The sequence below is a fragment of the Ruegeria sp. N7 genome (assembly GCF_056531345.1).
In genome coordinates, this window is sequence record NZ_JBQFLR010000005.1 from 162,442 (window position 1) to 187,155 (window position 24,714).

Annotated in this window: 23 protein-coding genes; 7 read left to right on the forward strand and 16 right to left on the reverse strand. The window is 57.2% G+C overall.

Annotated elements, in window-relative coordinates; translation table 11 throughout:
* The 9 genes from ACR0ES_RS09275 to ACR0ES_RS09315 form a co-directional block, all read right to left on the reverse strand.
* The gene (locus ACR0ES_RS09275; protein WP_480773529.1) at window positions 1–1,221 is read right to left on the reverse strand and encodes an aminopeptidase P family protein; all 1,221 of its coding nucleotides are present in this window, start codon (window positions 1,219–1,221) and stop codon (window positions 1–3) included.
* A gap of 162 nt (window positions 1,222–1,383) precedes the next feature.
* Window positions 1,384–2,595: an ABC transporter permease gene (locus tag ACR0ES_RS09280; protein WP_267365892.1), complete on the reverse strand. Its 1,212-nt coding sequence runs from the start codon at window positions 2,593–2,595 to the stop codon at window positions 1,384–1,386.
* Window positions 2,596–2,600: 5 nt separating this feature from the next.
* Window positions 2,601–3,875 carry an ABC transporter permease gene (locus ACR0ES_RS09285; RefSeq protein WP_209504364.1) on the reverse strand — a complete coding sequence of 425 codons (1,275 nt, stop codon included), beginning with the start codon at window positions 3,873–3,875 and terminating at the stop codon, window positions 2,601–2,603.
* Window positions 3,876–3,945: 70 nt separating this feature from the next.
* On the reverse strand, window positions 3,946–5,037 hold the full coding sequence (locus tag ACR0ES_RS09290) for an extracellular solute-binding protein (RefSeq protein ID WP_480481704.1): 1,092 nt from the start codon (window positions 5,035–5,037) through the stop codon (window positions 3,946–3,948).
* A 103-nt stretch (window positions 5,038–5,140) separates the two neighbouring features.
* Window positions 5,141–6,241 carry an ABC transporter ATP-binding protein gene (locus tag ACR0ES_RS09295; protein WP_480486135.1) on the reverse strand — a complete coding sequence of 367 codons (1,101 nt, stop codon included), beginning with the start codon at window positions 6,239–6,241 and terminating at the stop codon, window positions 5,141–5,143.
* Between the two features lie 136 nt (window positions 6,242–6,377).
* Window positions 6,378–7,088, reverse strand: a complete 711-nt coding sequence (locus tag ACR0ES_RS09300; protein ID WP_480870364.1) for a maleate cis-trans isomerase family protein — start codon at window positions 7,086–7,088, stop codon at window positions 6,378–6,380.
* A complete protein-coding gene (locus ACR0ES_RS09305; RefSeq protein ID WP_480870367.1) occupies window positions 7,085–8,230 on the reverse strand; it encodes a M24 family metallopeptidase in 1,146 nt (381 codons plus the stop codon). Before ACR0ES_RS09305 ends, ACR0ES_RS09300 begins: the two co-directional genes overlap by 4 nt.
* Window positions 8,227–9,270, reverse strand: coding sequence for a pyridoxal-phosphate dependent enzyme (locus ACR0ES_RS09310; RefSeq protein ID WP_480557413.1), 1,044 nt, complete (start codon window positions 9,268–9,270; stop codon window positions 8,227–8,229). The genes ACR0ES_RS09305 and ACR0ES_RS09310 overlap by 4 nt, the downstream gene beginning before the upstream one ends.
* A 69-nt stretch (window positions 9,271–9,339) precedes the next feature.
* Window positions 9,340–10,212 (reverse strand): LysR family transcriptional regulator, encoded by an 873-nt coding sequence (locus ACR0ES_RS09315; protein WP_480481714.1) that lies wholly within the window; start codon window positions 10,210–10,212, stop codon window positions 9,340–9,342.
* Window positions 10,213–10,319: 107 nt separating this feature from the next.
* On the opposite strand from ACR0ES_RS09315, the gene ACR0ES_RS09320 reads away from it, so the two are divergent.
* The 5 genes from ACR0ES_RS09320 to ACR0ES_RS09340 are packed head-to-tail and all read left to right on the forward strand — an operon-like array spanning window position 10,320 to window position 15,119.
* Window positions 10,320–10,919 (forward strand): amino acid synthesis family protein, encoded by a 600-nt coding sequence (locus tag ACR0ES_RS09320; RefSeq protein WP_480481716.1) that lies wholly within the window; start codon window positions 10,320–10,322, stop codon window positions 10,917–10,919.
* The gene (locus tag ACR0ES_RS09325; RefSeq protein ID WP_480481718.1) at window positions 10,891–11,679 is read left to right on the forward strand and encodes an alpha/beta fold hydrolase; all 789 of its coding nucleotides are present in this window, start codon (window positions 10,891–10,893) and stop codon (window positions 11,677–11,679) included. Before ACR0ES_RS09320 ends, ACR0ES_RS09325 begins: the two co-directional genes overlap by 29 nt.
* Window positions 11,676–12,593 carry a flavin reductase family protein gene (locus tag ACR0ES_RS09330; RefSeq protein WP_480481720.1) on the forward strand — a complete coding sequence of 306 codons (918 nt, stop codon included), beginning with the start codon at window positions 11,676–11,678 and terminating at the stop codon, window positions 12,591–12,593. Before ACR0ES_RS09325 ends, ACR0ES_RS09330 begins: the two co-directional genes overlap by 4 nt.
* 3 nt (window positions 12,594–12,596) lie before the next feature.
* The gene (locus tag ACR0ES_RS09335; RefSeq protein WP_480870370.1) at window positions 12,597–13,631 is read left to right on the forward strand and encodes an LLM class flavin-dependent oxidoreductase; all 1,035 of its coding nucleotides are present in this window, start codon (window positions 12,597–12,599) and stop codon (window positions 13,629–13,631) included.
* A gap of 9 nt (window positions 13,632–13,640) precedes the next feature.
* Window positions 13,641–15,119, forward strand: coding sequence for an aldehyde dehydrogenase (locus tag ACR0ES_RS09340; RefSeq protein WP_480870373.1), 1,479 nt, complete (start codon window positions 13,641–13,643; stop codon window positions 15,117–15,119).
* A gap of 61 nt (window positions 15,120–15,180) precedes the next feature.
* Here ACR0ES_RS09340 and ACR0ES_RS09345 read toward each other — a convergent pair whose 3' ends face one another.
* The 7 genes from ACR0ES_RS09345 to ACR0ES_RS09375 all read right to left on the reverse strand — a co-directional run bounded on the left by ACR0ES_RS09345 (window position 15,181) and on the right by ACR0ES_RS09375 (window position 22,635).
* On the reverse strand, window positions 15,181–16,917 hold the full coding sequence (locus ACR0ES_RS09345) for a SulP family inorganic anion transporter (RefSeq protein WP_480870376.1): 1,737 nt from the start codon (window positions 16,915–16,917) through the stop codon (window positions 15,181–15,183).
* Window positions 16,918–17,052: 135 nt separating this feature from the next.
* Window positions 17,053–18,735 (reverse strand): bifunctional protein tyrosine phosphatase family protein/NAD(P)/FAD-dependent oxidoreductase, encoded by a 1,683-nt coding sequence (locus tag ACR0ES_RS09350; RefSeq protein ID WP_480481728.1) that lies wholly within the window; start codon window positions 18,733–18,735, stop codon window positions 17,053–17,055.
* Window positions 18,736–18,750: 15 nt separating this feature from the next.
* Window positions 18,751–19,635, reverse strand: a complete 885-nt coding sequence (locus tag ACR0ES_RS09355) for an MBL fold metallo-hydrolase (protein ID WP_209504912.1) — start codon at window positions 19,633–19,635, stop codon at window positions 18,751–18,753.
* A 92-nt stretch (window positions 19,636–19,727) separates the two neighbouring features.
* Window positions 19,728–20,348 (reverse strand): hypothetical protein, encoded by a 621-nt coding sequence (locus ACR0ES_RS09360; RefSeq protein ID WP_480773519.1) that lies wholly within the window; start codon window positions 20,346–20,348, stop codon window positions 19,728–19,730.
* Window positions 20,349–20,498: 150 nt separating this feature from the next.
* Window positions 20,499–21,164, reverse strand: coding sequence for a Crp/Fnr family transcriptional regulator (locus ACR0ES_RS09365; protein WP_480505772.1), 666 nt, complete (start codon window positions 21,162–21,164; stop codon window positions 20,499–20,501).
* Window positions 21,161–21,631 (reverse strand): Rrf2 family transcriptional regulator, encoded by a 471-nt coding sequence (locus ACR0ES_RS09370; RefSeq protein WP_480476276.1) that lies wholly within the window; start codon window positions 21,629–21,631, stop codon window positions 21,161–21,163. Before ACR0ES_RS09370 ends, ACR0ES_RS09365 begins: the two co-directional genes overlap by 4 nt.
* A gap of 296 nt (window positions 21,632–21,927) precedes the next feature.
* Window positions 21,928–22,635, reverse strand: coding sequence for an IS6 family transposase (locus ACR0ES_RS09375; protein ID WP_480870379.1), 708 nt, complete (start codon window positions 22,633–22,635; stop codon window positions 21,928–21,930).
* 200 nt (window positions 22,636–22,835) lie between these two features.
* On the opposite strand from ACR0ES_RS09375, the gene ACR0ES_RS09380 reads away from it, so the two are divergent.
* Both ACR0ES_RS09380 and ACR0ES_RS09385 read left to right on the forward strand, forming a co-directional pair.
* Window positions 22,836–23,648: an SDR family oxidoreductase gene (locus ACR0ES_RS09380; protein ID WP_480870382.1), complete on the forward strand. Its 813-nt coding sequence runs from the start codon at window positions 22,836–22,838 to the stop codon at window positions 23,646–23,648.
* Between the two features lie 36 nt (window positions 23,649–23,684).
* Complete coding sequence (locus ACR0ES_RS09385) at window positions 23,685–24,527, forward strand: SDR family NAD(P)-dependent oxidoreductase (RefSeq protein WP_480505778.1); 843 nt, start codon at window positions 23,685–23,687, stop codon at window positions 24,525–24,527.
* The last annotated feature ends 187 nt before the right edge of the window (window positions 24,528–24,714 follow it).

Sequence of the window (24,714 nt, forward strand, 5' to 3'; positions counted from 1 at the left end):
TCAGGCACCGATGATGTTGTGGCCGGGCCCATATGGGAAGCCGGTAATGTTTTCGGCCCCATCTTCGCCAACCACCAGAATATCATGCTCGCGGTAGCCCCCTGCACCGGGTTGCCCTTCGGGGATCCACAGCATGGGCTCGATTGAAACGACCATGCCAGGTTCCAGCACGGTGTCGATATCCTCGCGCAGTTCCAGACCGGCCTCGCGCCCGTAATAGTGGCTGAGAATGCCGAACGAGTGGCCATACCCGAACGAGCGGTATTGCAGCAGCCCCTCATCGGCAAAGAAACGGTTGATCTCGGCGGTGATGCCTGAACAGGTCGCACCGGGTTTGATCAGGCTCAGGCCCAGTTCATGGGCCGCCACATTGGCCTTCCAAAGGCGCAGGCTGTCAGCGTCCGGCTCGCCCAGAAACAGGGTACGTTCCAGCGCGGTGTAATAGCCTGAGATCATCGGGAAAGTGTTCAGCGACAGGATATCGCCTTTTTGCAGAGCGCGTTTTGTAACCGGGTTATGTGCGCCATCGGTGTTCAGCCCGGACTGGAACCAAACCCAGGTGTCGCGATATTCGGCGTCTGGATAAGCGCGCGCGATTTCCTCTTCCATTGCGTCACGGCCCGCCATGGCAATCTCGATCTCAGTTGCGCCTTCACGGATGGCCGCATGGATTGCCGCCCCGCCAACGTCCGCGGTGCGTGCCCCACCCTTGATCAATTCAATCTCTTCGGCGGATTTGACCATGCGCGCGGTCATTGTATCCGGCGCGATGTCAACCAGTTCGGGGGTACCCAGCATCCGCAGGGCGGTGTCGCGGGCGGCCAGCGTCATGTGGTCACCTTCAATGCCGATCCGCTTAACATTGCCGATCAGGCTTGCAACCGCACGCCAATAGTTGTCGCGCTTCCAGTCAGTATAAATCACGTTGTCTTCGACTGACCGGCGCCACGGTTGCCCGGCGTCGATGTTGGCCGAAACGGTGGTGCAGGCCTCTTGGGTGACCACACAGCCATACGGACGGCCAAAGGAACAATACAGAAAGCCCGAGTAGTAGGCGATATTTTGCATTGATGTCAGCAGAACCGCAGGAATATCACGTGCGGCCATAATGCTGCGAAGCCTGCTGAGACGGCGATCATACTCACCCTTGCTGAACGGCAAAGGCGCTTTGTCACCATTGTGACAGGTAAAGAATTCGGGGCGTTTTGTTGTGTCGGTCATCACTTGGTCTCTCATCTTTGCCGGGCGACAAATCCCGGCCACATGTCCCGGCGTTCAGGACAGGCGGTCTCGGGGTCCGAGAGCCGATCATCCCCTTAAACGCCGCGACGCCATCGCAGCGGAGATGAACACGAGAATCGTTAGATCAGACAGAATGCTCCGTCAAGCGGGTGAAAGCCCCCGCAAACGTTCGGACCGACGACGCAGCAACTCAACCGTGGTCAGTAACGCAATCGACAGAACCACAAGGATCGTCGCAACCGCCAGAATGGTCGGGCTGATCTGTTCCCGCAGGCCCGTGAACATCTGCCACGGCAGAGTCTTCTGACTGGCCGAGCCCACGAACAGAACCACCACAACTTCGTCGAACGAGGTGATGAAGGCGAACAGACCACCCGAAATCACACCCGGCAGGATCAGCGGCATCTGGATCTTGAAGAAGGTCCGCACCGGCCCTGCCCCCATGTTGGCAGCCGCACGCGTCAGTGAACGATCAAAGCTCACAAGCGTGGCGGTCACAGTGATGATCACGAACGGGATACCCAGAACGGCGTGCGCCAGGATGACTTTCAGATAGCCCACAAAGTTCTTGTTCATGCCCAGCGTGCCTTCAAGGAACCGACCGATATCGCTGTAGAAAAAGAACATGCCAGTGGCCGAGATGATCAGCGGAACGATCATCGGCGAAATCAGGATACCCATGATAGCACGGCGGCCGGGGACGTGGCTCTGGCTGAGACCAATGGCCGCCAAGGTGCCAAGCGAGACCGAGATGATTGTGGCAATCGGGGCAATGATCAGCGAGTTCTTGAAGCTGCGTTGCCATTCATTGTTGGTAAAGAAATCGCGGTAGTGCTTCAGCGAATACCCTTCAGGGTCAAGCCGCAACATCTCGGGCGTGAAGGTAAAAAAGTCCTGTGCGTTGAACGACAGCGGCAAGACCACAAGGATCGGTGTGATCAGGAAGACGAAGATCGCACCGCAGATCACCCGGAACAGGTAGTGGTAAAACACCTGCTGCGCGGTCAGGTACGGCAACAGCTTGCGCCGGTATCGCCCTTCGTACAACCAATAAGTAAACCAGGCGAAGAACCAGCCCCCCAACAGGCCAAGTACTCCCCCCATTGGGCCGGACATCAAAAAGCCCGCGATGCCAAAGCCGAGGATATTGATCCAGCGGGCCAACTGCTCATTCTTTAGAATGTTAATGTAAATCCATGCCAGTCCGGCAATCACGATGGCACCGCCCACGATCCCTAGCAGGACCGAGCCGTTTCCGGCGCCGACAAAGATACCAGCGAATGCTCCGGCCAATGCAACGCTGGGCAGAACCATCGACATAGGTTTACGGGATATCGGAGTAAGTGCGGCCATGTCGATTATCCCAGCTTCACGTTATCAATGCCCACGATCTTGTCGTAGACCCAGTAGAGCAGCAGAACGACCGCCAGAAGTATCGTTCCCAGCGCCGCCGCCAGTCCCCAGTTCAGTGAGGACGAGATGTGATAGGCGATCCGGTTCGAGATGAAGACACCTTTGGTACCGCCCACGATTTCAGGCGTGATGTAGTAGCCAATCGCCAAAATGAACACGAGGATTGAACCCGCGCCGATACCCGGAATAGATTGCGGGAAGTAGATGCGCCAGAACGTCGTCCAGTTGGTCGCACCCATGGATTTCGCGGCACGCGTGTAGGATTCCGGAATGGTCTGCATCACCGAATACATGGGCAGGATCATGAATGGCAGCAGGATATGCGTCATTGCGGTGATCGTACCGATCTGGTTATTGATGATCACCAGTCGTGCATCGTCAGCCACCAACCCCAGCCAGACCAGCGTTTCGTTGATCACGCCTTGCTGTTGCAGCATCACCTTCCACGCCGACGTCCGCACCAACAGTGACGTCCAGAACGGCAGAAGCACAAGGATCATCAGCAGATTTGAGACACGCATCGGCAACGTCGCCAGCAAATAGCTGACCGGATAAGCCAGCAGGATACAGGCACCCGTTATTACCAGAGACATAAACAGCGTTCGACCGAACAGCTTAACAAGGATTTGCTTGTCTTCGGGTTGTGCCTGCGCGCCGTCGGGGGTTCTGCGCATATCTACCGCGTTCAGAAAATACCCGTTGGTGATCTTCGGCGAATGGGTTTTGATCACGCGCCACGTTTGTGTATCGCCCCATCCGTCGTGAATATCTATTAGTTGCTCTTTAAACGGACCATCCGTTTCAGGATCCAGTTTCTTGATCTGACGACCTGACTTGCGGAACATCGAAGACATACCGGTTTCTTCGTAGTTCAAACGCGAACCAAGCCGTGTGTGCTCTTTATTGTCAATCGCAACAATCATGTCCCGCACAAAGGCATCATACACGCCCTCGCCCGGCAATTCTCCAGACTGTTCATCCCAGTTTTGAAGCGCCTCGACGGTAAGAGGCAGAGTGTCAGAGACGATGTTGTTTTCTACTGAACGGAATAGCATCGCAGCTATTGGAACAATAAAGGAAAACAGAACGAACAGAAGCAAAGGAGCGATCAACAGCAAGGCACGCAGCTTTTGCCGCCGCAACGAGCGTGCCAGCGATAGCTTGAGCGGTGTTCCATCCGCTGCCAGCATGGGTCCGGCGTTTTGGCTTGCGTCAGTCATTGGAGCCCCTTGGATCTGTCTTGGTTCAGGGGCGGCGCACCGCCCCCGACTGTGTCATGAAATCAGACGCTCATTGCGCCAGCCACGCCTGGAATTTGGCGTCGATGTCATCACGGTAATCCGCCCAGAACTCGTAGTTATACAAGAACGTGTTCTTGGCGTTTTCCGGATCGGTCGGCATATGCGGGGCCATGTCGATCCCCAGATCGGCGTGCTGACCTACCAGCGGAGCCGACGAGGCGCGGGCCGGACCGTACGAGATGTACTTGGCCTGATCCGCCAGACGCTGAGTGTCGGTTGCGAACATGATATAGTCCAGCGCGCGCTGCTTGCGCTCATCACTCAGACCGGCAGGAATGATCCAGCCATCCAGATCGAACACCTGCGCGTCCCACAGCATTGCAACCGGCTGTTTCTGCTCTTCAATCACGCTGAACAGACGGCCGTTATAGGTCGAACCCATGATGACTTCGCCGTCAGCCAGCAGTTGTGGCGTGTCCGCACCAGCAGACCACCAGACAACGCTGTCTTTGATGGTGCCCAGCTTGGCCAAGGCCTGATCCTGACCTTCCGAAGTCGCCAGAACGTCATAGACATCATCCTTGGCGACACCATCACATAGCAGCGCCCATTCCATGTTGTTGATCGGACGCTTCTCCAGCGAACGTTTGCCCGGATAGGTTTCCAGATCGAACACTGCACAGATGTCGGTCGGCGGGGTGTCACCGACCAGATCAGTGCGGTAGCCGAATGTGGTCGAATAGACGATCTGCGGGATAAAGCAGTCGCTGACCAGCAGGTCGCCGAAATCCTCAGAGGCGGGCGTGCCATCCGGAGCTGCGGCCAACTGGCTGTCGAAATCGATCTCGAGGGCCAGACCTTCGTCGCAAAGACGGATCGCGTCAGCGGCCACAACATCTACCACATCCCATGTGATGTTGCCCGCTTCGTTCATTGCGCGCAGTTTGGCAACGGCTTCGGCCGAGCTGTCATCGTTCAGAATGGTGATGCCGGTCTTTTCCGAATAGGGCTCGTGATACGCCTTCAACTGCGACTTTGAATAGGCACCGCCCCAGGAAACGATGGTCATCTCCTCGGCTGAAACAGTGCCCGCAGCCGTCGCAATCGCAGCCGCAGTGAGCATGATCTTGGTTGGTTTCATGTGTTACTCCCAGTTCATCCCGTTTTATGTGGTGGTCAGCCGATGCACGGGTTTTCACCGGCCGGTCCCTCAGCTTAACCGCGCTTGTCCCGCGCGGTTTGGTCTATGCGTCGAGCGCACGACAATCCTGTGCCAGCCAGCCGATCTCGATCTCTTGACCTGGGGTCAGGCGTACGGCGTCAGGCGCATTTCGAGTTTTGGCGATGAATTCGTTGTTTCCGGCAACGGACATGCGGAACCGGAATACGTCGCCCATGTAAATGAACTCTTCGACCCTTGCTTTCAAAGTATGCGCGTCAGCATGCAGTCGGTCTTTGTTGAATTCCACACGTTCAGGGCGGATCGAAACTTTGGTCCGGTCGCCTGCGCTGTGGACGTTGATCGGAACCGCGTCGATTTCCGAGCCATCATCCAGACGTACGACGCAAGTGTCGCCGTCAATTGATTTAACAACACCTTCCAACGTGTTGTTTTCACCAATGAATTGCGCGACAAAACTGTTTTCCGGCTCTTCGTAAAGCTGATCAGGCGGCGCCAGCTGTTGAATGCGGCCGTCATCAAATACAGCCACCCGATCTGACATGGTCAGCGCTTCGGTCTGGTCGTGGGTCACGTAGACTGTTGTGATCCCAAGCTCATGGGCCAGACGCGTGATTTCGAACTGCATATGTTCACGCAGCTGCTTGTCCAATGCCCCCAATGGCTCGTCCATCAAGACCAGTTCGGGTTCGAATACCAAGGCACGAGCCAGAGCAATCCGCTGTTGTTGCCCGCCCGACAGCTGAGCAGGACGTCGGCCACCAAAGGCGCCCATCTGAACCATATCCAGTGCGCGCTTGACCTTTTCATCCCGCTCCGACTTGCCCAGTTTACGGACTTCCAGTGGAAACGACAGGTTTTCGGCCACCGTCATATGCGGGAACAAAGCGTAGTTCTGAAAAACCATGCCAATACCGCGCTTGTGCGGCGGGATATTGTTGATGGGCTTGCCGCCCAGGAGGATTTCACCATGCGTGGCGGTTTCAAATCCGGCGAGCATCATAAGGCAAGTCGTCTTGCCCGAGCCTGACGGCCCAAGCATTGTTAGAAACTCACCTTTGGGCATTGCAAGGTTTAGGTCTTTTACGACGAGGTTCTCGCCGTCATAAGACTTCTGTACGCGTTGGAATTCGACAAACGCGGCGTCGTTCATTGTATCGGCCACAAGACCCCCTGTTACGTCAAATGATTATCCGTCTTCTGCGGATTTCATTGATCTGTAGCCGTTAGTTAAGACCAAGCGATGTTCACATTGCAACAGTGAATCCTGATTTTGTTACACAATATCGGGATTTAACAGCTCACCCGGCTTCGTTCAGAGCACGCATATGCCACGCAAGACTTTGATTACTGGACAGAACCGGCTTGCCGATACGCGCGCAAATCTCGGGAATAGCCTGTTGCGTGCGAAGGTTTGTGCAACTTAGAAAAACCGCATCAACCGACGGGTCCGAGCCCAGTTCTGTGGCAGCGTCGATGACGGATTGCACCGAAATCCGAACAACTTTGGCTTCTTCTGATTCCCCGAATGTCCCAAAAACATCCATCTCCACTCCGCCTTGGGCAAAGGCCCGGCGCAGGGGAAGGTTTACCTCTTCAATATAGGGCGACAGCAGCGCGAATTTCGAAACATCCAAGTGTCGCGCACAGGCCAAAGCAGCACGCAAAGGGTTTGTAACCTCGGCAGCCTGACAGGTCTGCTTGACAAGTTCTGCCACACGGTCGGACCCGATAACCGAGCTTGCAGACGTGCACCCATACCCGACAACGCGATAAGATCGCGCACTGGGCAGCAATCCGGCGGCAGCTGGCAGTGCCCGCTCCATTTCCGCAAGGCTTTCCGTCGTCACCTCAATCCCGCTGGGAATACGCGTCACGTAAATTGGATACTTGCGGTCCGAAAAATACGAGCTGAATTCGGGCTCCAACGTTTCATCTGTCTGCAACACGATCAGACCAAGCGGGGTGGCCTTGGGATCGTCTTCATCAAGAGCGTAATGGATCCGGGTCATATCTCGATCACCTCTGGCCCTATGCGTGGGCTTAGAAAACGTGGGGTGCCTTCGGTGATGACAATGTTTTCTTCATGGACAAGTATTTTTGTACCAACGGCGATGCCCGGCTCCAACGTCAAAACCATGCCGGGTTCCAGCATGGTCTGGTCTGCCGGGATAAGGGACGGCCACTCTGTCAGTGACATCCCCAACCCATGACCCAACCGCCCCGCATCTGTGCCTTCCGCCTCTTTGGTCAGAACCGTGTTCATGGCATGAAACAAATCCGAGGCAGTAGCACCGGGCCGTGCGATCTCGAGCGCGGCATCCGAGGCTTCTACCAGTCTGGCGTGCGCTGATCTCACCTCGGACCGGGCTGGGCCGACGGACCAATTGCGATCAAAATCACAGAAGTAGCCATCCCAAACCAGACCTGTATCCAGCATAAGCACGTCGCCAGGTTCCAACGGCGCCGAAGTTGCAGGTGATATTACATCACTGTAACCGCCCTGCTCTGCCCCGCCTGCAAGATACGGCACCCAATCGGCCTCTTCCTCAAGGCAGAGCATCTGGAACCGGCGAAAAACCATGTCCAAAGGCACTCCTGCGCGGGCAACCTCGGGCACGCGGGCGAACGCGCGTCCAGCGATATCGCAGGCGGTTTGGATCTTCGTAATTTCAGCCTCGGATTTGATCATGCGCAACCGGCGCAGGATACTCTGATCACCGGTAATGCGACGCGAACCGAGAGCGCCGCGCAAGCGTTCAATGTCCGCCATGGGCATCCGCACGTGTGTCTCATGACCATCCGGCACCCCGATATTGCCCGAAACGGGCGTCAGTTCGGCCAGGACGTCGGCCAGAAGCGAGATACCGTCGTCTTGCAAGTCGGGCGCACTCCAGGTTCGGATGTCATCGATCCAGGTCTGCCCCATGAGCGCGGCCCCGATCGAAGGGATCACGGCCACCGGTTTGCCCGTGGCCGGTACCACCAGAAACCATGGCCGGGTTGGGCTTTCCCAAAATCGGGTCAGATAGCCGGTAAAGTAGCGCACATCAGTTTCTGTCGTCAGCAGCAGCGCCGATATATCCGCGGCTCGCATCAGCTCCTGCGCGCGTTTGGTGCGCGCCTCGAATTCTGCCTGATCGAACCCCCTCATTCCGCGATCTCCGACAGAAAGCACAAAACGCGTGAGTGTTCGTCGATCCCTATGGCTTTCCGCGCGGTTTCGTTCATCACTGCCGCAAGGCCTGCCCCGCCGGACGCCGTGGTGGCCAGCCCGGCCTTTGCCATTGCGTCAAGCTTTGCCGCCACATCGTCGTCTGACAGGGTCAGGAACAGGTCTGCGTCGCGAGCCAATCCGTTTAACGCGATCAACGATGGTTCCTTGCAGTCCAGACGCCCCATAATGCTGTCAGGGCCATCCGCGAAAACACATTTTCCGGCGGCTAAGCTGGCCTGCAACGCGGGTGCCGCTTCGGGTTCAACCACAACGATCTTCGGTGCGTCGCCCCAGATGTTTCGTGCATAGGCAGCAACGGCACCGGCCAGCCCGCCCACGCCTGCCTGCAACAGAATATGCGTCGGAACCTCGGGACACTGCCTGACAGCCTCTGCCGCCATTTGCAGATAGCCTTCCATAAGCGTCCATGGCAGGTCATAATATCCTTCCCACGAACTGTCCGACAGCAATATCCAACCGTTTTCGTCGGCAGCCATTCTCGCGGCCTCCATGCTGGCGGCATAGTCAGCACCACTTCGAACAACTTCGGCTTTTTGGCCTTTGAGACGTTCCGCAAAGGTTTCGGGCACAGTTTCAGCAATGTAAACAACGGCTTTCGCACCGAAAATTCTGGCACCCGCCGCAACACTCATGCCGTGGTTCCCGGCGCTGGCGGTCACATAGGTTGCGCCTGCCAGAGTTTGTTCACCCGGCTCACCTGTCCTCTCGGCCGCATGACGCGCAATTACATAGGCCGCCCCTAAAGCTTTGAACGAACCAAGGTTCATCCGCGCCCGCTCATCCTTCACCCAAAGCTGGGCTACAGGGGCCAGTTTCCCAACATCCACCAATGGCGTTTCTTTCGCGACAGGGCACTGAGAAAGCAAATCTTCAACACGGGCAGCATTTGTAGAAGGATACGGCGCAGACGGTGCAAGCTTTTGGCCCGCCCGATGTGGATTGGTGATGACCTGCATACTTCTCCCCTGAGTTTAGGCCCGTTGACGTGATCCCATCGGTGGAACACTGTCAACCAACGTCTGACGTCAATCAGGGACGTTGACGGTATTCGAGGCCTGTTCTGCAACCAACGCCAACAGCCAGTCGTGAAACAACCGGGCAGCCGGATTGGCAGCGTTGGACGAAAGGTAGTACCCTTCGTTGCTGTCCACCGAACATTCATGCACGCGTACGACCAGACCCGCGGCAATCGCATGGGTCGTCAGTAATTCGCTGACCAAGGCGACACCGCTACCATGAACGGCCAGTTGCAGGGCCATCCCAAATGTATCGACAAAAACACCGGGTTGGCGGCGCAAGCCCTGTTTTTCAAACCATGTGCCCCACCCACTTGATGTCCCGACAGCCTCGATCAGCGGCAGGTCAAACACGTCTCCTGCGACTGCCGGGGATTTCACAGCAACCAGCCGGTCAGGTATCAGTCGGACAGCGCCATGCCCTACCTGTTTCTTTGACCCGAACCGAACCTGAACATCAGCGTGAGACGCGTGGAAATCATCGGGCCAGATCGCACTGAGAAGCCGAACGCGTACTTCAGGATGGCGTCTGGTAAAATCTGACAGGTATGGGGCAATAACCCAATGAGCGATGCTAACAGACGTGGCGACAGTCAAGATGTCTCCGGAGGCACTGGCGTCCACGCGCCCGGCAGCCGCGGCAAGCGCTTCAAGCGCGCTGCCAACCTCGGGCAATAGTTTACGCCCCGCATCCGTCAGCGCCAAGCTTCTGGGGTGCCTCACAAAAAGAGCTGTCCCCAAACGCATTTCGAGCGATTTCACCTGCTGACTGACCGCCGATTGCGTCAACCCAATCTCTTCGGCAGCCGCCGTAAAGCTAAGCGTTCGTGCAGCCGCCTCGAAGGATCGGAACCAGGTCAGTGGTGGAAGAGATTTACCCATTTGGTCAAGCTGTCCATTAGTCTTTTTAATGGCAAAGCACATAATTCAATCATTTGTCAAAAACCCTGTCCGTTTTTAACGTTTGCGAGCGCGACAGGAGAGCTTTGATGCAACCGGAAATACGTAAGATTGTCACCTACGATGAGGAGGTCCTTGTCGAGGGCTTCCAAGCCGCCAAAACCCCATGGCGCATGTTTGCCGTGGCCGCAGTGGTTCACAACCCCTGGGCAGGACGGTTTGTGGAAGACCTTAAACCCGAGATACAAGCCTATGGCCCTGTTCTGGGTGAGATGATGACGAAACGCATGATCAAACTGGCCGGGAGTGGAGAGGCAATCGAAGCCTATGGCAAAGCCGCTGTGGTCGGGCTGAATGGTGAGGTCGAGCACGCTTCGGGCCTTATTCACACCTTGCGATTTGGTAATCACTACCGAGAGGCCGTCGGCGCGAAATCCTATCTGGCGTTCACCAACACACGTGGCCCGGCAAACGCACCGATCATGGTGCCGTTGATGGATAAAAACGATGCTGGGCGGAGGTCGCACTACCTGACAATTCAGTTCTCGATTTCTGACGCACCGCGCGATGACGAAGTTGTGGTCGTATTAGGCGCAGCAACCTCGGGCAGACCGCACCACCGTATCGGTGACCGCTATCAGGATCTTAAGGATTTGGGCCATGACCTGGACAACCCGGCCGCGGTCTGAGATCGGCGGGCTGGCGGCCATCCAGACCGGTTCGGGTCAGAATATCCTTCTGTTGCATGGTGTTGGCTTGCGGGCTGAAGCCTGGGGCGCGCAATTGGACGGGCTGGCTTCTGAAGGTTGCATGACCGCTCCGGACATGCCCGGACATGGAAACAGCCCTTTGGCTGACATGAGGTTGGGGTTGTCGGCGTACACCGAAGCGGCACGGGGTGTTCTGGACTGCCTGAGTGGTCCGGTCGTTTTGGTGGGCCACTCGATGGGGACCATGATCGCGCTGGATCTTGCCGCCAAAGCGTCAGACCGGGTATGTGGGATCGTCGCATTGAACGCGGTTTTTGAGAGAGACGCGAATGCGGCACAGACCGTGCGCGACCGTGCGGCGCAGCTGGATGGCAAGACGATCGCTGATCCCACCAGCACATTGCATCGATGGTTCGGAGACGTCGCCTCGGCCGAGCGCGATGCCTGCCGTAGTTGGCTGACGGCGATGGACCCGGCTGCGTATAAAACGGCCTATTCCGTCTTCGCCCACAGTCAGAGCCCTCAGCGCGACGCGTTGGAGAAACTAAGCTGCCCGGCGCTTTTTCTAACCGGCAGTCTTGAACCCAATTCGACCCCGGAGATGTCACGCGCCATGGCGGACACCGCAATGAACGGACGCGCGCAAATCATTGAAGGCGCTGCACATATGATGCCAATGACGCATGCACCTCAGGTCAACGCCGCCATTTCCAGCTTTCTGAGTGAGCTGCGCCAATGACCGCGCTTGATCCTCGTGACCTTCGTCGTGCTTTTGGACGGTTCATGACCGGTGTGACGGTTGTGACGACGCGCGATGACACAGGCAATCCACTCGGCTTCACGGCCAATTCCTTCACTTCGGTTTCTCTCGACCCGCCGCTGCTTTTGGTTTGTCCGGGAAAAAACCTGTCTTCTTATCACGAATTCGCAACCTGCGCCCGTTTCGCGGTGAACATTCTGGCCGAGGGGCAGGAAGATGTATCCAATACGTTTGCCGGGTTCAAAGGTGATCGATTTGCCAAAGTCGATCACTGCTTTGATACGCACGACGTCCCTTTGATCAGAGGGGCAGTCGCAACGTTTTCCTGCCGTACTCATCAGGTTGTCGAAGCCGGGGACCATTGCGTTTTGATCGGTCAGGTCGAAACGTATTCTCAGGACGATGCCCCCGGGCTTGGCTATGCGAACGGGCAGTATTTCAGCCTCGGGCTGGAACGTGGCGCGCTGGAACCATCCGGGCGAAACGTGGTCTGCGGCGCAATCATCGAACAGGACGGGCACGTCTTGCTGGAGAGAACAGAAGCCGGTTTCCGTCCGCCGCAAGTCACGCTGTCAGATCGGCAAGATTTGCGAAACAGCCTTGTGCAAGACCTGACGGCTAAAGGTGTCGATGCACGCCTTGGGGTTGCGTATTCCGTCTATGACGATGCCAACACGCATCATGTTTACATTCTTGCGTCTGCGCCGTCCCTGCCCCGGCATGGCACGCTTCAGGAGATCGCAATCAAAGAACTGGCGACCCTGCCATACGCGTCAGCACCCATCGCCACAATGATGGCTCGTTTTGCGCTGGAAAGCCGAACCCGCAATTTCTCGCTTTATCTGGGTGACGCCCAGCGGGGCGATGTGCACAGCCTGTCGGAAAGGACCTGAAGAATGGAGTTTTCCCTTTTTGCCCATATGGAACGGCTGGGCCCCGAAGAGCCGCATGAGAAATTGTATGAAGAGTTCATCGAGCTGTGCAAGATGGCTGATCAGGCAGGGATGCGTGCGGTCTGGACTGGTGAACATCACGGGATGGATTTCACTATCGCACCCAACCCGCTGATGTCGCTGGTGGACATCGCGCATCATACCAAAAACGTGCGCCTTGGCACCGGCACTGTGATCGCGCCGTTCTGGCACCCGATCAAACTGGCGGGCGAGACAGCCGCAGCGGATCTCATGACCGGCGGCCGGATCGAGCTGGGCATAGCGCGCGGTGCCTACTCTTATGAATACGAGCGGCTTATGCCCGGTCTGGACGCATGGGCCGCCGGTCAGCGAATGCGAGAGATCGCTCCTCTGCTGCCCAAATTATGGGAAGGCGACTGCGCGCATGACGGAGAGTTCTTTCAGTTTCCCGCCACCAGTTCGGCCCCAAAGCCGGTGCAACCCGGCGGCCCGCCCATCTGGATTGCCGCGCGGGATCCGAACAGCCACGAATTCGGCGTTCAGAACGGGTTCAACATTCAGGTCACCCCGCTGTGGCAAGGTATCGAAGAAATTGAGACACTGATGACTCGCTTTGAGACCGCCTGCGCCAATCACGGCGGAGCGCGCCCGAAGATCATGCTGCTTCACCACACCTATGTCGGGCGCGATGACACTGAACTGGATCAGGCTGCGCGGGATTTGTCCCGGTTTTACAACTATTTCGGCGCGTGGTTCCAAAACAAGCGACCAGTCCAACAGGGATTGATTCAGGCGCTAACCGAAGAAGAAATGGCAGCCAACGCAATGATGGCACCCGAAAATCTGGCGCGCGATCTGACAATCGGCACGGCGGACGGGGTAACAGAACGTCTGAAACGCTATGAAGACCTTGGATATGATGAATACTCGTTTTGGATTGACAGCGGCATGAGCTTCGAACGCAAACGCGCATCGCTTGCCCGTTTCATCGACGATGTAATGCCAAAGTTTCAGTGAGGGGCCGCAATGCACCAGAAGCCACATTACCAGCTATTTATCGACGGCACTTGGACCGAAGGCGCACGTGGGCAAGTGATGGCCTCGTTGAATCCGGCAACGGGCGAGGAATGGGCCAGTTTCGCCTGTGCCGCAGCCGAAGACGTAGAGCGCGCCGTTTCCGCGGCGCGCCGGTCACTTGATGATCCGGCGTGGCGGGACATGACGCAAACTGCACGCGGCAAACTGTTGTTCCGGCTTGCAGAACTGATCGAACAGAACGCAGGACACCTTGGCGAGATCGAGACGAAGGACAGTGGTAAGCTACTGGCGGAAACCGCGACCCAAACGGCATATGTCGGCGATTACTACCGCTACTATGCGGGGTTGGCGGACAAAATCGAAGGCGCGGTCCTGCCGATCGACAAACCGGACATGCATGTCTTTACGCGGCGCGAGCCCATTGGCGTGGTGGTCGCAATTGTCCCCTGGAACGCGCAGATGTTTCTCACGGCTACCAAGCTTGGGCCAGCTCTGGCCGCGGGGTGCTCTGTTGTGCTGAAGGCGTCAGAGGTTGCGCCCGCCCCAATGCTGGAATTTGCCCGCTTGATCGACAAAGCGGGATTCCCACCCGGCGTCGTTTCCGTCATTACCGGGGACGCAGAAAACTGTGCGATCCCTCTCACCCGACATCCTGACGTAGACCGGATCGCATTCACTGGCGGCCCGGAAACGGCGCGTCATGTGGTGCGCAACTCGGCTGAGAACTTTGCCGTAACCACGTTGGAATTGGGTGGAAAATCCCCGATCATAGTATTCGATGATGCCAATCTGGATGGTGCGGCCAACGGACTGATCGCGGGCAATTTCGGCGCCTCAGGTCAAAGCTGCGTCGCAGGATCGCGCGGGCTGATCCATCGTCCTCTTATGGAATCTCTTATCGCCAAAATCGAAGAAAAGATGACGGGTATAGTCATCGGCGATCCATTGGAACCTGAAACCCATATTGGCCCGCTGTGCACAAACGCCCAGATTGTCAGAATTCAGGCGACGCTGGCCAAGGCCAAGGAACAGGGCGCCCGTATTCGTTTCGGAGGCGCACCACTGGATCGGTCAGGTCATTTCATGGCCCCAACGCTGGTGGAATGCACCAGTGCCGAGACAGAGACCCTGAAGGTCGAAATGTTCGGTCCCGTCATGTCCTTGCTACCCTTCGACACTGAAGAAGAGGCAATCAACCTGGCCAATGACACGCCATTCGGGCTTGGTTCGGGTATCTTCACCGAAAATGTCGCCCGTGCTCATCGTGTTTCATCCCGCCTGCAATCGGGCATCTGCTGGATCAACACCTACCGCGCCGTCTCACCCATCGCGCCCTTTGGCGGCTTCAACCAATCCGGTTATGGCAGGGAAGCGGGAATAGAGGCCATTCACGATTACACGCGAACCAAGACCGTTTGGCTGAATACATCGGACAAGCCGATGTCGAACCCCTTTGTTATGCGCTGAGGTGATCTGCACCACGATCAGCATAACCCAAGGGGCGCTTATCTGAATGCGGCGGCTCCTGTTACTCTGCCGCCGTTCTCACCCTCTCTGGCGCGGTCAACCGCTGCCAAGCGTCGTACTGGGCCAGAAAGATTTGCCCGTTGAGGTCGTCGAGGAAATGCGATTGTTTCAGACGGTCCATGACGGGGCCCTTGACTTCGGACAGGTGCAGACCGACACCCATGTCACGCAGGCGATGGTTAATGGCCTCAAGGCTTTCGAGGGCTGAAAAGTCGACCTCGTTCACCGCCGAGAACATTAAAACCACGTTGCGGATTTCGCAGCCTTCGGTCACTCGCGCCTGAATAAGGTCTTCGAGGAAACGGGCGTTCACGAAATACAGGCTTTCATCCACCCGCAGTGTCACCAGTGACGGCTCGGTGGCGACCTTGTGGCGATTGATGTTACGGAAGTGTTGCGTACCCGGCACAAGCCCGACCTCGGCCACATGCGGGCGCGAGGTTTTGTAGAGATGCAAAAGGATCGAAATCGCTACGCCGCTGGCCACGCCAGTTTCGACCCCGGCCAGCAAAGTCAGGACGATGGTGGCGGCTACGGCGGTAAAATCGGCGCGCGAATATCCCCATGTCTTTTTCAGGATCGACAGGTCCACAAGGCTCAGCACCGCAACAATGATCGTCGCGGCCAGCGTGGCCTTGGGCAGGAAGTAGACCAGAGGTGTCAGGAACAGTGCAGCAATCGCCAGACCACCAGCGGTATAAATGCCTGCCGCTGGAGTTTCCGCCCCCGCATCGAAGTTCACCACCGAGCGTGAGAACCCACCGGTGACCGGAAAGCCGCCGGTAAACGCCGCGCCCAGGTTTGCTGCACCCAGACCGATCAACTCCTGATCGGGGTCCACGCGCTGGCGTTTCTTGGCAGCCAGCGTCTGCGCAACCGAGATGCTTTCGACAAAACCGATGATCGAGATCAGGATCGCTGGCACCAGCAATGCACCGATGAGGTCCGAGGACAGCCCCGGCAAAGTCAGCGGCGAAAGGTTCTGGGGCACGTCGCCAACAATCTTGACGCCCCGCACATCCAGCCCGAACCCCCAGACGACCCCTGTGGTCACCACCACGGCAGCCACTGGTCCGGCCTTGGTCAGCACGTCAGCCAGCAGGGGCGGTACCCCCATGCGCCGCAACGCGGGCTTGAGGTTCTTGCGCACCCAAAACAGGAACGCAGTGGCCAGCACGCCGATGATTACCGTCAGCCAATTGGTTTGCCCGAGGTTTTCGAAGATTGAGCCCAGCATCCCTGGCAGAGTATGCCCATGGGCGCTGACACCCAGAATGTGCTTTAACTGGCTGGTCGCGATCAGGATGCCCGATGCGGTAATGAAACCTGCGATGACAGGATGGCTGAGGAAATTGGCCAGAAAGCCCAGTCGAAAAACGCCCATCAGCACCAGAAACCCACCCGACAGGAAAGCCAGCGTCAGTGCCGCCACCATGTATCCAGCTGTGCCCTGCTCGGCCACCTGCCCCACAGCGCTGGCTGTCAGCAGTGACACTACCGCGACAGGCCCCACCGCCAACGCCCGACTGGTGCCAAAAACCGCATAAAGGACGATCGGCAATATCGAAGCATAGATCCCGGCCTCGGGCGGCAGCCCTGCCAGCAAGGCATAGGCCAAGGACTGTGGGATCAGCATGATCGTGACGATTACAGCCGCGATCAGATCATTCGACAGCGACGCACGGCTATACCGGCGACCCCAGTCAAGAATAGGAAGGAAACGTAAAAGGCTCTGCATGGGTTCACGTCCTGAGAAAGCGGCGGCCAGAGCGTGGGAGGCTCTGACCGCCATACCTTGGCCGGTCGCACTTTTGGTGAAGGCGGGACAGGCCAGAACTTACGCCGGTTCTTCCGGTGTCAGTTTCGAAAGGAGTTAATCGGTCGCCACCTTCAATGGTTCGGGCTTGGCCAACCACTCTTTGCCCTTCAGCATCGCGGACCAGTAAATCGGCGGCAGCAACTTCTCCTTCAACAGCCACGCCAACCGGCTGGGTTTGGTTCCATCGATCAGGAATTTCGGGAAACTGGGCGTCATCACCCCACCATAGGCGAACTCGGCCAGAACGATCTTGCCGCGCTCGACCGTCAACGGGCACGAACCGTAGCCGTCATAGGCGGCAACCGGGCCACGGCCCTGAATGTCTGCTACGATATTGTCGGCCACGGTCGGTGCCTGTTTACGCGCCGCCGCCGCGGTTTTGGCGTTGGGCGCGTTCATCACGTCGCCCAGCGACCAGATATTGTCAAAGCTCTTGTGGCGCAGCGTCGCCTGATCAACATCGACCCAGCCACCCGCATCCGCCAGCGGCGACACGCGAATAAAGTCCGGCGCGACCTGTGGTGGGCAGACATGCATCATGTCAAACTCGACTGTGACCAACTCGGGCTCGGCATCCGGCATTGCAACCTTAAAGGTCGCTTTTTTCGCCGCCCCATCTACCGACACCAGATTGTGAAAGAAATTCAGTGAGGCGTCGTATTTTGTGACGTATTCCATCAGCGCCGGGACATAGTCCTTGACCCCGAACAGCACGCCGCCCGCGTTCATGAACTGGATGTCGATATCCTTCAGAACGCCGCGCCGGAACCATGCATCACCCGACAGGTACAGCGCTTTTTGTGGCGCGCCCGCGCATTTGATTGGCATCGGCGGCTGCGTGAACAGCGCCCGGCCTTCCTTAAGCCCTTCGACAAGCTGCCATGTGTAGGGCGCCAGATCATAGCGGTAGTTCGAGGTCACCCCGTTACGGCCCAAGGTTTCTTCCAGCCCTTCGACTGCGCCCCAATCCAGCTTGAGCCCCGGAGACACGACAAGACGGTCGTATTTCACCACGCGACAGCCATCCAGAATAACTGCATTGTTTTGCGGCTCGAAGGCCGCAACTGCCGCCTTGATCCACTTAACCCCGCGCGGGATCAGGGATCCCATCGTCTTGGCGGTCTGTTCTGCTGAGAAGACACCCCCGCCCACCAACGTCCAGCCGGGCTGATAATAATGCACGTCAGACGGATCAATGATGGCGATCGACAGGTCGGATTTGCGCGCGTGCAGGCTGGCCGCAGTGGCAATACCGCCAGCCCCACCGCCCACGATAACCACGTCGAAGGATGCGTCGCCCGTGTCGGTCGGCGTTTTCCCACCATTGGCAATGCGGCGGGCAACGCCGCTCATGTCATAACCGGCGACCTTGGTGGCTGACAGGATCTCGGACACCGGACGCTTGTGCGCCGCCTCGTTCAGCGACCACAGAGTGGCCGAACGCGTGCCGGTCCGGCAATAGGCCAGAACCGGCCCCGGCAACTCGGTCAGCGCGCGGCCAAAGGCATCGGCGTCTTCGTCCCTGACGATCCCGGTTTGCACTGGAACATAGCGTACCTCGAGACCCAGTTTCTCCGCTGCTACCTCGATTTCCTCGAATGTCGGCTGATCGGCACCTTCGCCATCGGGGCGGTTGCAAATGATGGCACGAAAGCCCGCGCCTTTTATCGCCTCGATGTCATTTGGCGTAACCTGCGGCGACACCGAAACTGAGCCTGATATCTTTCTGATGTCCATGGGTGCCTCTTGCGTTCAGAGCTTGTTGACTGGAACTTTGAGCATCTGGTTCCCATCCTGGTCCGTTGGAATGCCGCCCGCCCGGATGTTGACCTGAATCGAAGGTACGATCAGCGTCGGCATCGCCAGCGTCGCGTCGCGCTCGGACCGCATCTTGATGAACTCGTCCCTAGTCTTGCCACCGCCCACGTGAATGTTGTGGGCCTTCTCCTCGGCTACCGTGGTTTCCCACTGGATGTCACGCCCGTTGGGACCATAATCGTGACACATGAACAGCCGGGTTTCGTCCGGCAGGCTGAGCACTTTGTGGATCGAGTCAAATAATGTCCCCGCGTCACCACCGGGGAAATCGGCCCGCGCCGAGCCACCGTCAGGCATGAACAACGTGTCGCCCACAAAGGCTGCATCCCCGACAACATGCACCATGCAGGCGGGTGTGTGGCCCGGCGTATGCATGGTAAAGGCGGTCATGTTGCCGATCTTGTAGGTCATGCCATCGACGAACAGGGCGTCAAACTGGCTGCCGTCCCGCTGAAATTCGGTGCCTTCATTGAAGATCTTGCCAAACACGTCTTGCACGATCTTGATGTTTTCACCGATGCCGATCTTGCCGCCCAGCTTTTGCTGGATGTAAGGCGCGGCTGACAGGTGGTCGGCATGGGCGTGGGTCTCAATGATCCATTCCAGCTTGAGGCCCCTCTTTTCAACCTCGGCAATCAGCATGTCGGCATGGCCAAACGTAATGCGGCCAGCGGCATAATCGATGTCCATGACACTGTCGATAATCGCACAGGAATTCGAGGTCGGGTCCGCAACGATATAACTGATTGTCGCGGTCGCCTCGTCGTAAAAACCCTGGACATCGGGCTTCACGCTCAGATCCACTGGGTAGCTTCCAATCGGCGTCGCTATCGCGTCGGCCATCTTTTGGTTGTGTATCTCGATAGACTTCTGATCATTCATGATCTTGCCTCCTAACTGGCGCGGATCCTTTACCCGTTTCCGCCGCGTGTCATCATCATTTCGTGGACGGCGTCCATGCCGCGATCCGCCATCGCGCTCACTTCGGCCGCATGGATATGCATGGCTTTGGCTATTTCCGGATCGTCGGATGTTTGCACCACTACGATCCCTTCAGAGGTCACTTCGATATCCGACGTGATCTTGTCGCCATTATCAAAAAATATGTCGAGGGTCGGGCTCTGAATGATGATCATCGGATCATCCTTGCGGCCCACCCGATCGATCATCCCGGCAACATGGGAGACCAGAGCATCCATGACATCCGGGTCGGAAGATCTCGTGACAGTGCGAATACCATTGGGAAGGTTTTCAACCTCGCGCGTGATTGTATCGAAATTGCGGAACATCACAGCAAGCTCGGCGCTTTCCTCGGGCGTTGCGTTCTCGCCCCGCAGCCCCGGCATGTTGACCTCGTCGTGGCCTTGCCCGTCTGCACCGTGACGATGCTCTGCCCGTTCACCGGCCATGCCCTGGCGATGCCCGTGCCCGGACATCAGAAAGATGTAACTGCCAGCCGCGCCGACCAAAGCAGCAACAAGCAACGCAATGGCGATGCCGCCGAACGTCCGGGCGGGTTTGCGCTCATCCATCTTCGTCTCCTCTGTTTCTGCCAGCCCATATCCGGCCGTCGCGTGAGACCTGCAATCACCTTGGCGGCATGAAAAGTTGAGGAGTAAATATAACTTTGAAATCCTGACTTCAGTGACAAAGTCACGAAACCGGAAAATTTCCCGAAATGGTCAAGTGCTTTGCGCCAAGCGTTCCAATGCCGCCTTGTCGGTTATCGTAATGCGCCCCCGCGATTGGGTAATCATCTCGCGCTTTTGAAAGTCCTGCAAAATCCGCGAGACAACTTCACGCGCGGTGCCCAGTTCGCTGGCAAGTTGCTGATGCGTTGCCTGAATGTCTTCCCGCCCCCCGGCCAGAACCAGAAGACGTTCAGCCAGGCGAATATCCAGGTGCCCGAATGCCACGTCATCGACCACCCGCAACAGATCAATCAGTCGGCGCGAGTAGGCCTCGAATACAAACTCGCGAAATGCGTCTTCTTCCGAGATCAAACGGTCAAAGGCATGTTTCGGCAACGTCACCGCCGTTACGTCGGTTTCGGCAATACCTTCAGCGTTATATGCTTCTTCTGCCAGCATACAGGCCGTCGTCAGTACACAGCTTTCCCCCGCCTCGACCCGATAGAGCACGATCTCGCGGCCCGAATCCGAACTTTGAGAAACGCGAATCCGTCCGTCGTACAAGAACAATAGGCTGTCGGGAACGTTGTCAGGGCCGAATACCTGAGCGCCTTTTGGGCACCGCACGATACGGGCCGCTGTACGCAACCTTTCACGCACAGCTTTCGGAAGGCGACTAGTCCCGTGAAATCGCTCAGTCCAATCTAGGATTGTCATCTTGCGTTGCGCATAGGTGCCACGATGCCCTCCTCAATCGGCGCGATACGGTTTAACAACTCGTTTCTGTTTGAGGCAATGTCAGCCAGCGTCAGATCATCAAGCACAGCCATGAATGCCCCGGTCGCTTTTTGGATCGCTTGGGACAATTTACATATACCGATCAGAGGGCAGGTGTTTTTTTCAGGGTTAAAGCATTCGACCACATCCAGGGGCCCTTCGGTCAGGCGAATTACATCGCCGATCTTTATCTGTTCCGCGGGTTTAGCCAACCGGAAACCACCGCCTCTGCCGCGTGCTGTTTCCAGATACCCGGCCCGACCCAACTCGTGCACGATTTTTACAATATGCGGCCGGGCAAGGCCGTGCACCCGCACGACATCGTCAACGCGAATGCGATCTGGGGCCTTGAGCGCAGCCAGTTGCAAAGATCGCAGCGCATAGTTGGAATAGGATGTCAGTTTCATGCGTGCCTCCGGCAAAAGCTCTAGGCGCAATATAACTTATTTGCAATTTCTGTGTGTTTTCACTGACCATGTGTTTTGCTGAGGGTGAAGTCAGGCCAACTTACCTGACCTGCGCAGCGACTGGGTCGCTGACTGGGCCGCAACGGACATCACGACTTTTCTGATAAGGAAGCTGTCGACACCCGACCGGAACGGCAGTTCAATTCTCTGCAAAAAACGCTGAACAAAGACGGTATGGGTGGCGGTGCTGTCAGACGAATTCGAACCAGTCTCAGTTTGCCGCAGAAACCACGAACCTATCCAGAACAAAGCTGACGCCACTCGGCGAGAGCGGCGGTGCATGTCAACTTGAAGTTGTCTCGGCTGGCTAGCGATCTTTCCTGGTTGAAGTGGTTGTAGACGGACGCGTGGACGGCGGCGAACTTCTGCAAACTTTGCATGTGCCTGAAACGCTGCATCGCGCGTTCTCTTCGTCGGAAAGGCAGGTGCGAGTTCTCGACGCGGTTGTTGAGCCACCTACCCGTCCTTTGTTTTTCGGTAGAGCCAAGCTTTCTGAGAGCGGCCCGGTACGATGCGAAGCGACCCGTGGCGACGGTTTCCGCCTTACCATGTCGCTTCATCAATTTCTTGAGGAATTTCAGCGCTGCAGCTTTGTTTCTGCGTTTGGCAACAACGGCCTCCGGCACCTCGCCGTCATGATCCACAGCCCGCCAAAGGTAATGCCGCTTGCCATTCACCTTCACGAAAACTTCGTCTACGCGCCACTTCCATTTGCAGTATGCTCTCAATTGCTTAACACGCATTCTTCGAATTTCAGCAGCAAACACTGGGCCAAACCTGTTCCACCAATACCGGACAGTTTCGTGGCTCACGTCGATGCCTCGCTCGTGCAACATGTCTTCGACATTCCGAAGCGAGAGCGGGAAACGGATGTACAGCATCACTGCGAGGCGGATGATCTCGGGACTGGATTTGAAATACTTGAAAGAGGCAGGATTGGTCATGGGCAAAAGCTGCGCAACCGCCCTGCCCCGCTCAAGCAAAGTTCTTCTGAAAAGGCCTTTGCCCTCCTTTTGCATGGACGCAGACTTACTTCTTAAAAAAATTCCGTTTCCAGAGAATTGTGCAAAAATTTTGGAGTATAGAAAAAGAGTCACGCAGATTTCTTGAGTATTGTGCTTATAGGCACCAGGGGATCGATGATATGAAGACCATTCTAATTACCGGCGCGTCGTCTGGTATCGGCGCGGCAACGGCCGGGTATTTTCAGGCCAGGGGATGGAACGTCGTTGCCACGATGCGGACCCCTGCCAGCGGCTTGGATCTTGCCAATTTGGAGAACGTCCACCTGGCGCGGCTGGACGTGACGGATGCCAAATCAATCGCGGCGGCCGTGGCAGAGGGCATCGATCGCTTTGGACAGATCGACGTTTTGCTGAACAATGCAGGCTATGGGGCCTATGGCGCGCTCGAAGCCTTTACGATGGACCGCATCCGACGCCAGTTCGACACCAACGTTATCGGCTTGATAGAGGTGACCAAAGCGGTGCTTCCGCACTTTCGTCAAAACCGTTCCGGCACGGTGATCAATATCTCGTCCATCGGTGGGCAGATCACCTTCCCACTGGGTGCGCTTTATCACGGCACCAAGTTTGCGGTGGAAGGTCTGTCCGAAGCCCTGCACTACGAGTTGGAACCGTTGGGCATACGGGTGCGTATTGTTCAGCCTGGCATGATCCAGACGAATTTCGGCGGCAGCTCGTTCGATTTTGCGATGGATGAAAATCTGTCAGGCTACACGCCGATGGCCGAAGCCATGGGGCGCCTGTTCGGCAGACTCGCATCGAACCCTTCTGCGCCAGAGACGGTTGCTGAGGTGATTTGGGACGCGGCCAACGATAGCAGCGACCGTTTACGGTATCGCGCAGGACCTGATGCCGAGGCTTTGCTGGATGCCCGCAAACAACAGGACGATGCGGCGTTCATCGGGGGCATTAAACAAAAGATGGCGCCCTGAAACACGACGTGACCCGTCATCATGAGAGGAAAAAACATGTACCAAAAAGCAGTCGAAAAAGGCGGCCTGGCCGTTGTCACCGGGGCGGCAAGCGGCGTGGGTCTCGCTGCGGCCAAACGGTTCCTGCAGGCGGGTCTGGGTGTTGTGCTGGTCGATCTTCCGGGAGAGGCGCTGGACAAGGCCGAGGCGGATTTGATCGAACTGGCGGATACGTCCCAGACGGTTCGGGCGATCCCCGCGGACGTGACCAACGCCGCAGCCATGACGGATCTCGCCGATCAGGTCTTTGAACTCGGAGAGGTGGCTGTTTTGATGAACAATGCCGGGATTGCGCTGCCGACCGGCAGTTGGGAAAACAGTGAGAACTGGCGGAAACTGATAGAGGTCAATCTGTTTGGCGTCATGAGCGGAGTGCACGCCTTCCTGCCGCGGATGATCGCCGCAGCACGCCCTGCCGTGGTTATCAACACAGGCTCGAAACAGGGGATCACCACGCCACCCGGTAACGCCGCCTATAACACCAGCAAGGCCGCTGTGAAGGTCATGACCGAGATGCTGGCCCACGAGCTGCGCGAGGCGGGTGCCGAAATCAGCGTCCATTTGTTTGTGCCCGGCTTTACCTATACGGGCATGATCCAGAAGTTCATGCCCGAAAAGCCCGCGGCGGCATGGTCAAGCGTCGAGGCCATCGACTATCTGCTGAAGCGCATGTCGAACGGAGATTTCTATATTCTCTGCCCCGACAACGATGTCTCAGAAGCCCGCGACAGGAAACGCGTCGAATGGGCCCTAGGTGATATTGTCCATAACCGGCCCGCGCTGTCGCGCTGGCATCCTGACTATGCGGATGCCTTTGCCACCCACGAGGTCTCGGAATAGCCGCTCCAAAAGTGCGGCCGTAAATGGAGCCAACGAAACTGCTATCCAAATCACAGGGCTTACACCTCGTCGAAATACCTAGCAAACATTCGTACGAAGCGCGGCATCTGAGACTTTGGGCTCAATGTCGTCGTTCTCGGCTTCGCAGCATTAAATTGGCCATAGTCAAATCCGGCCTTCGCTCCGG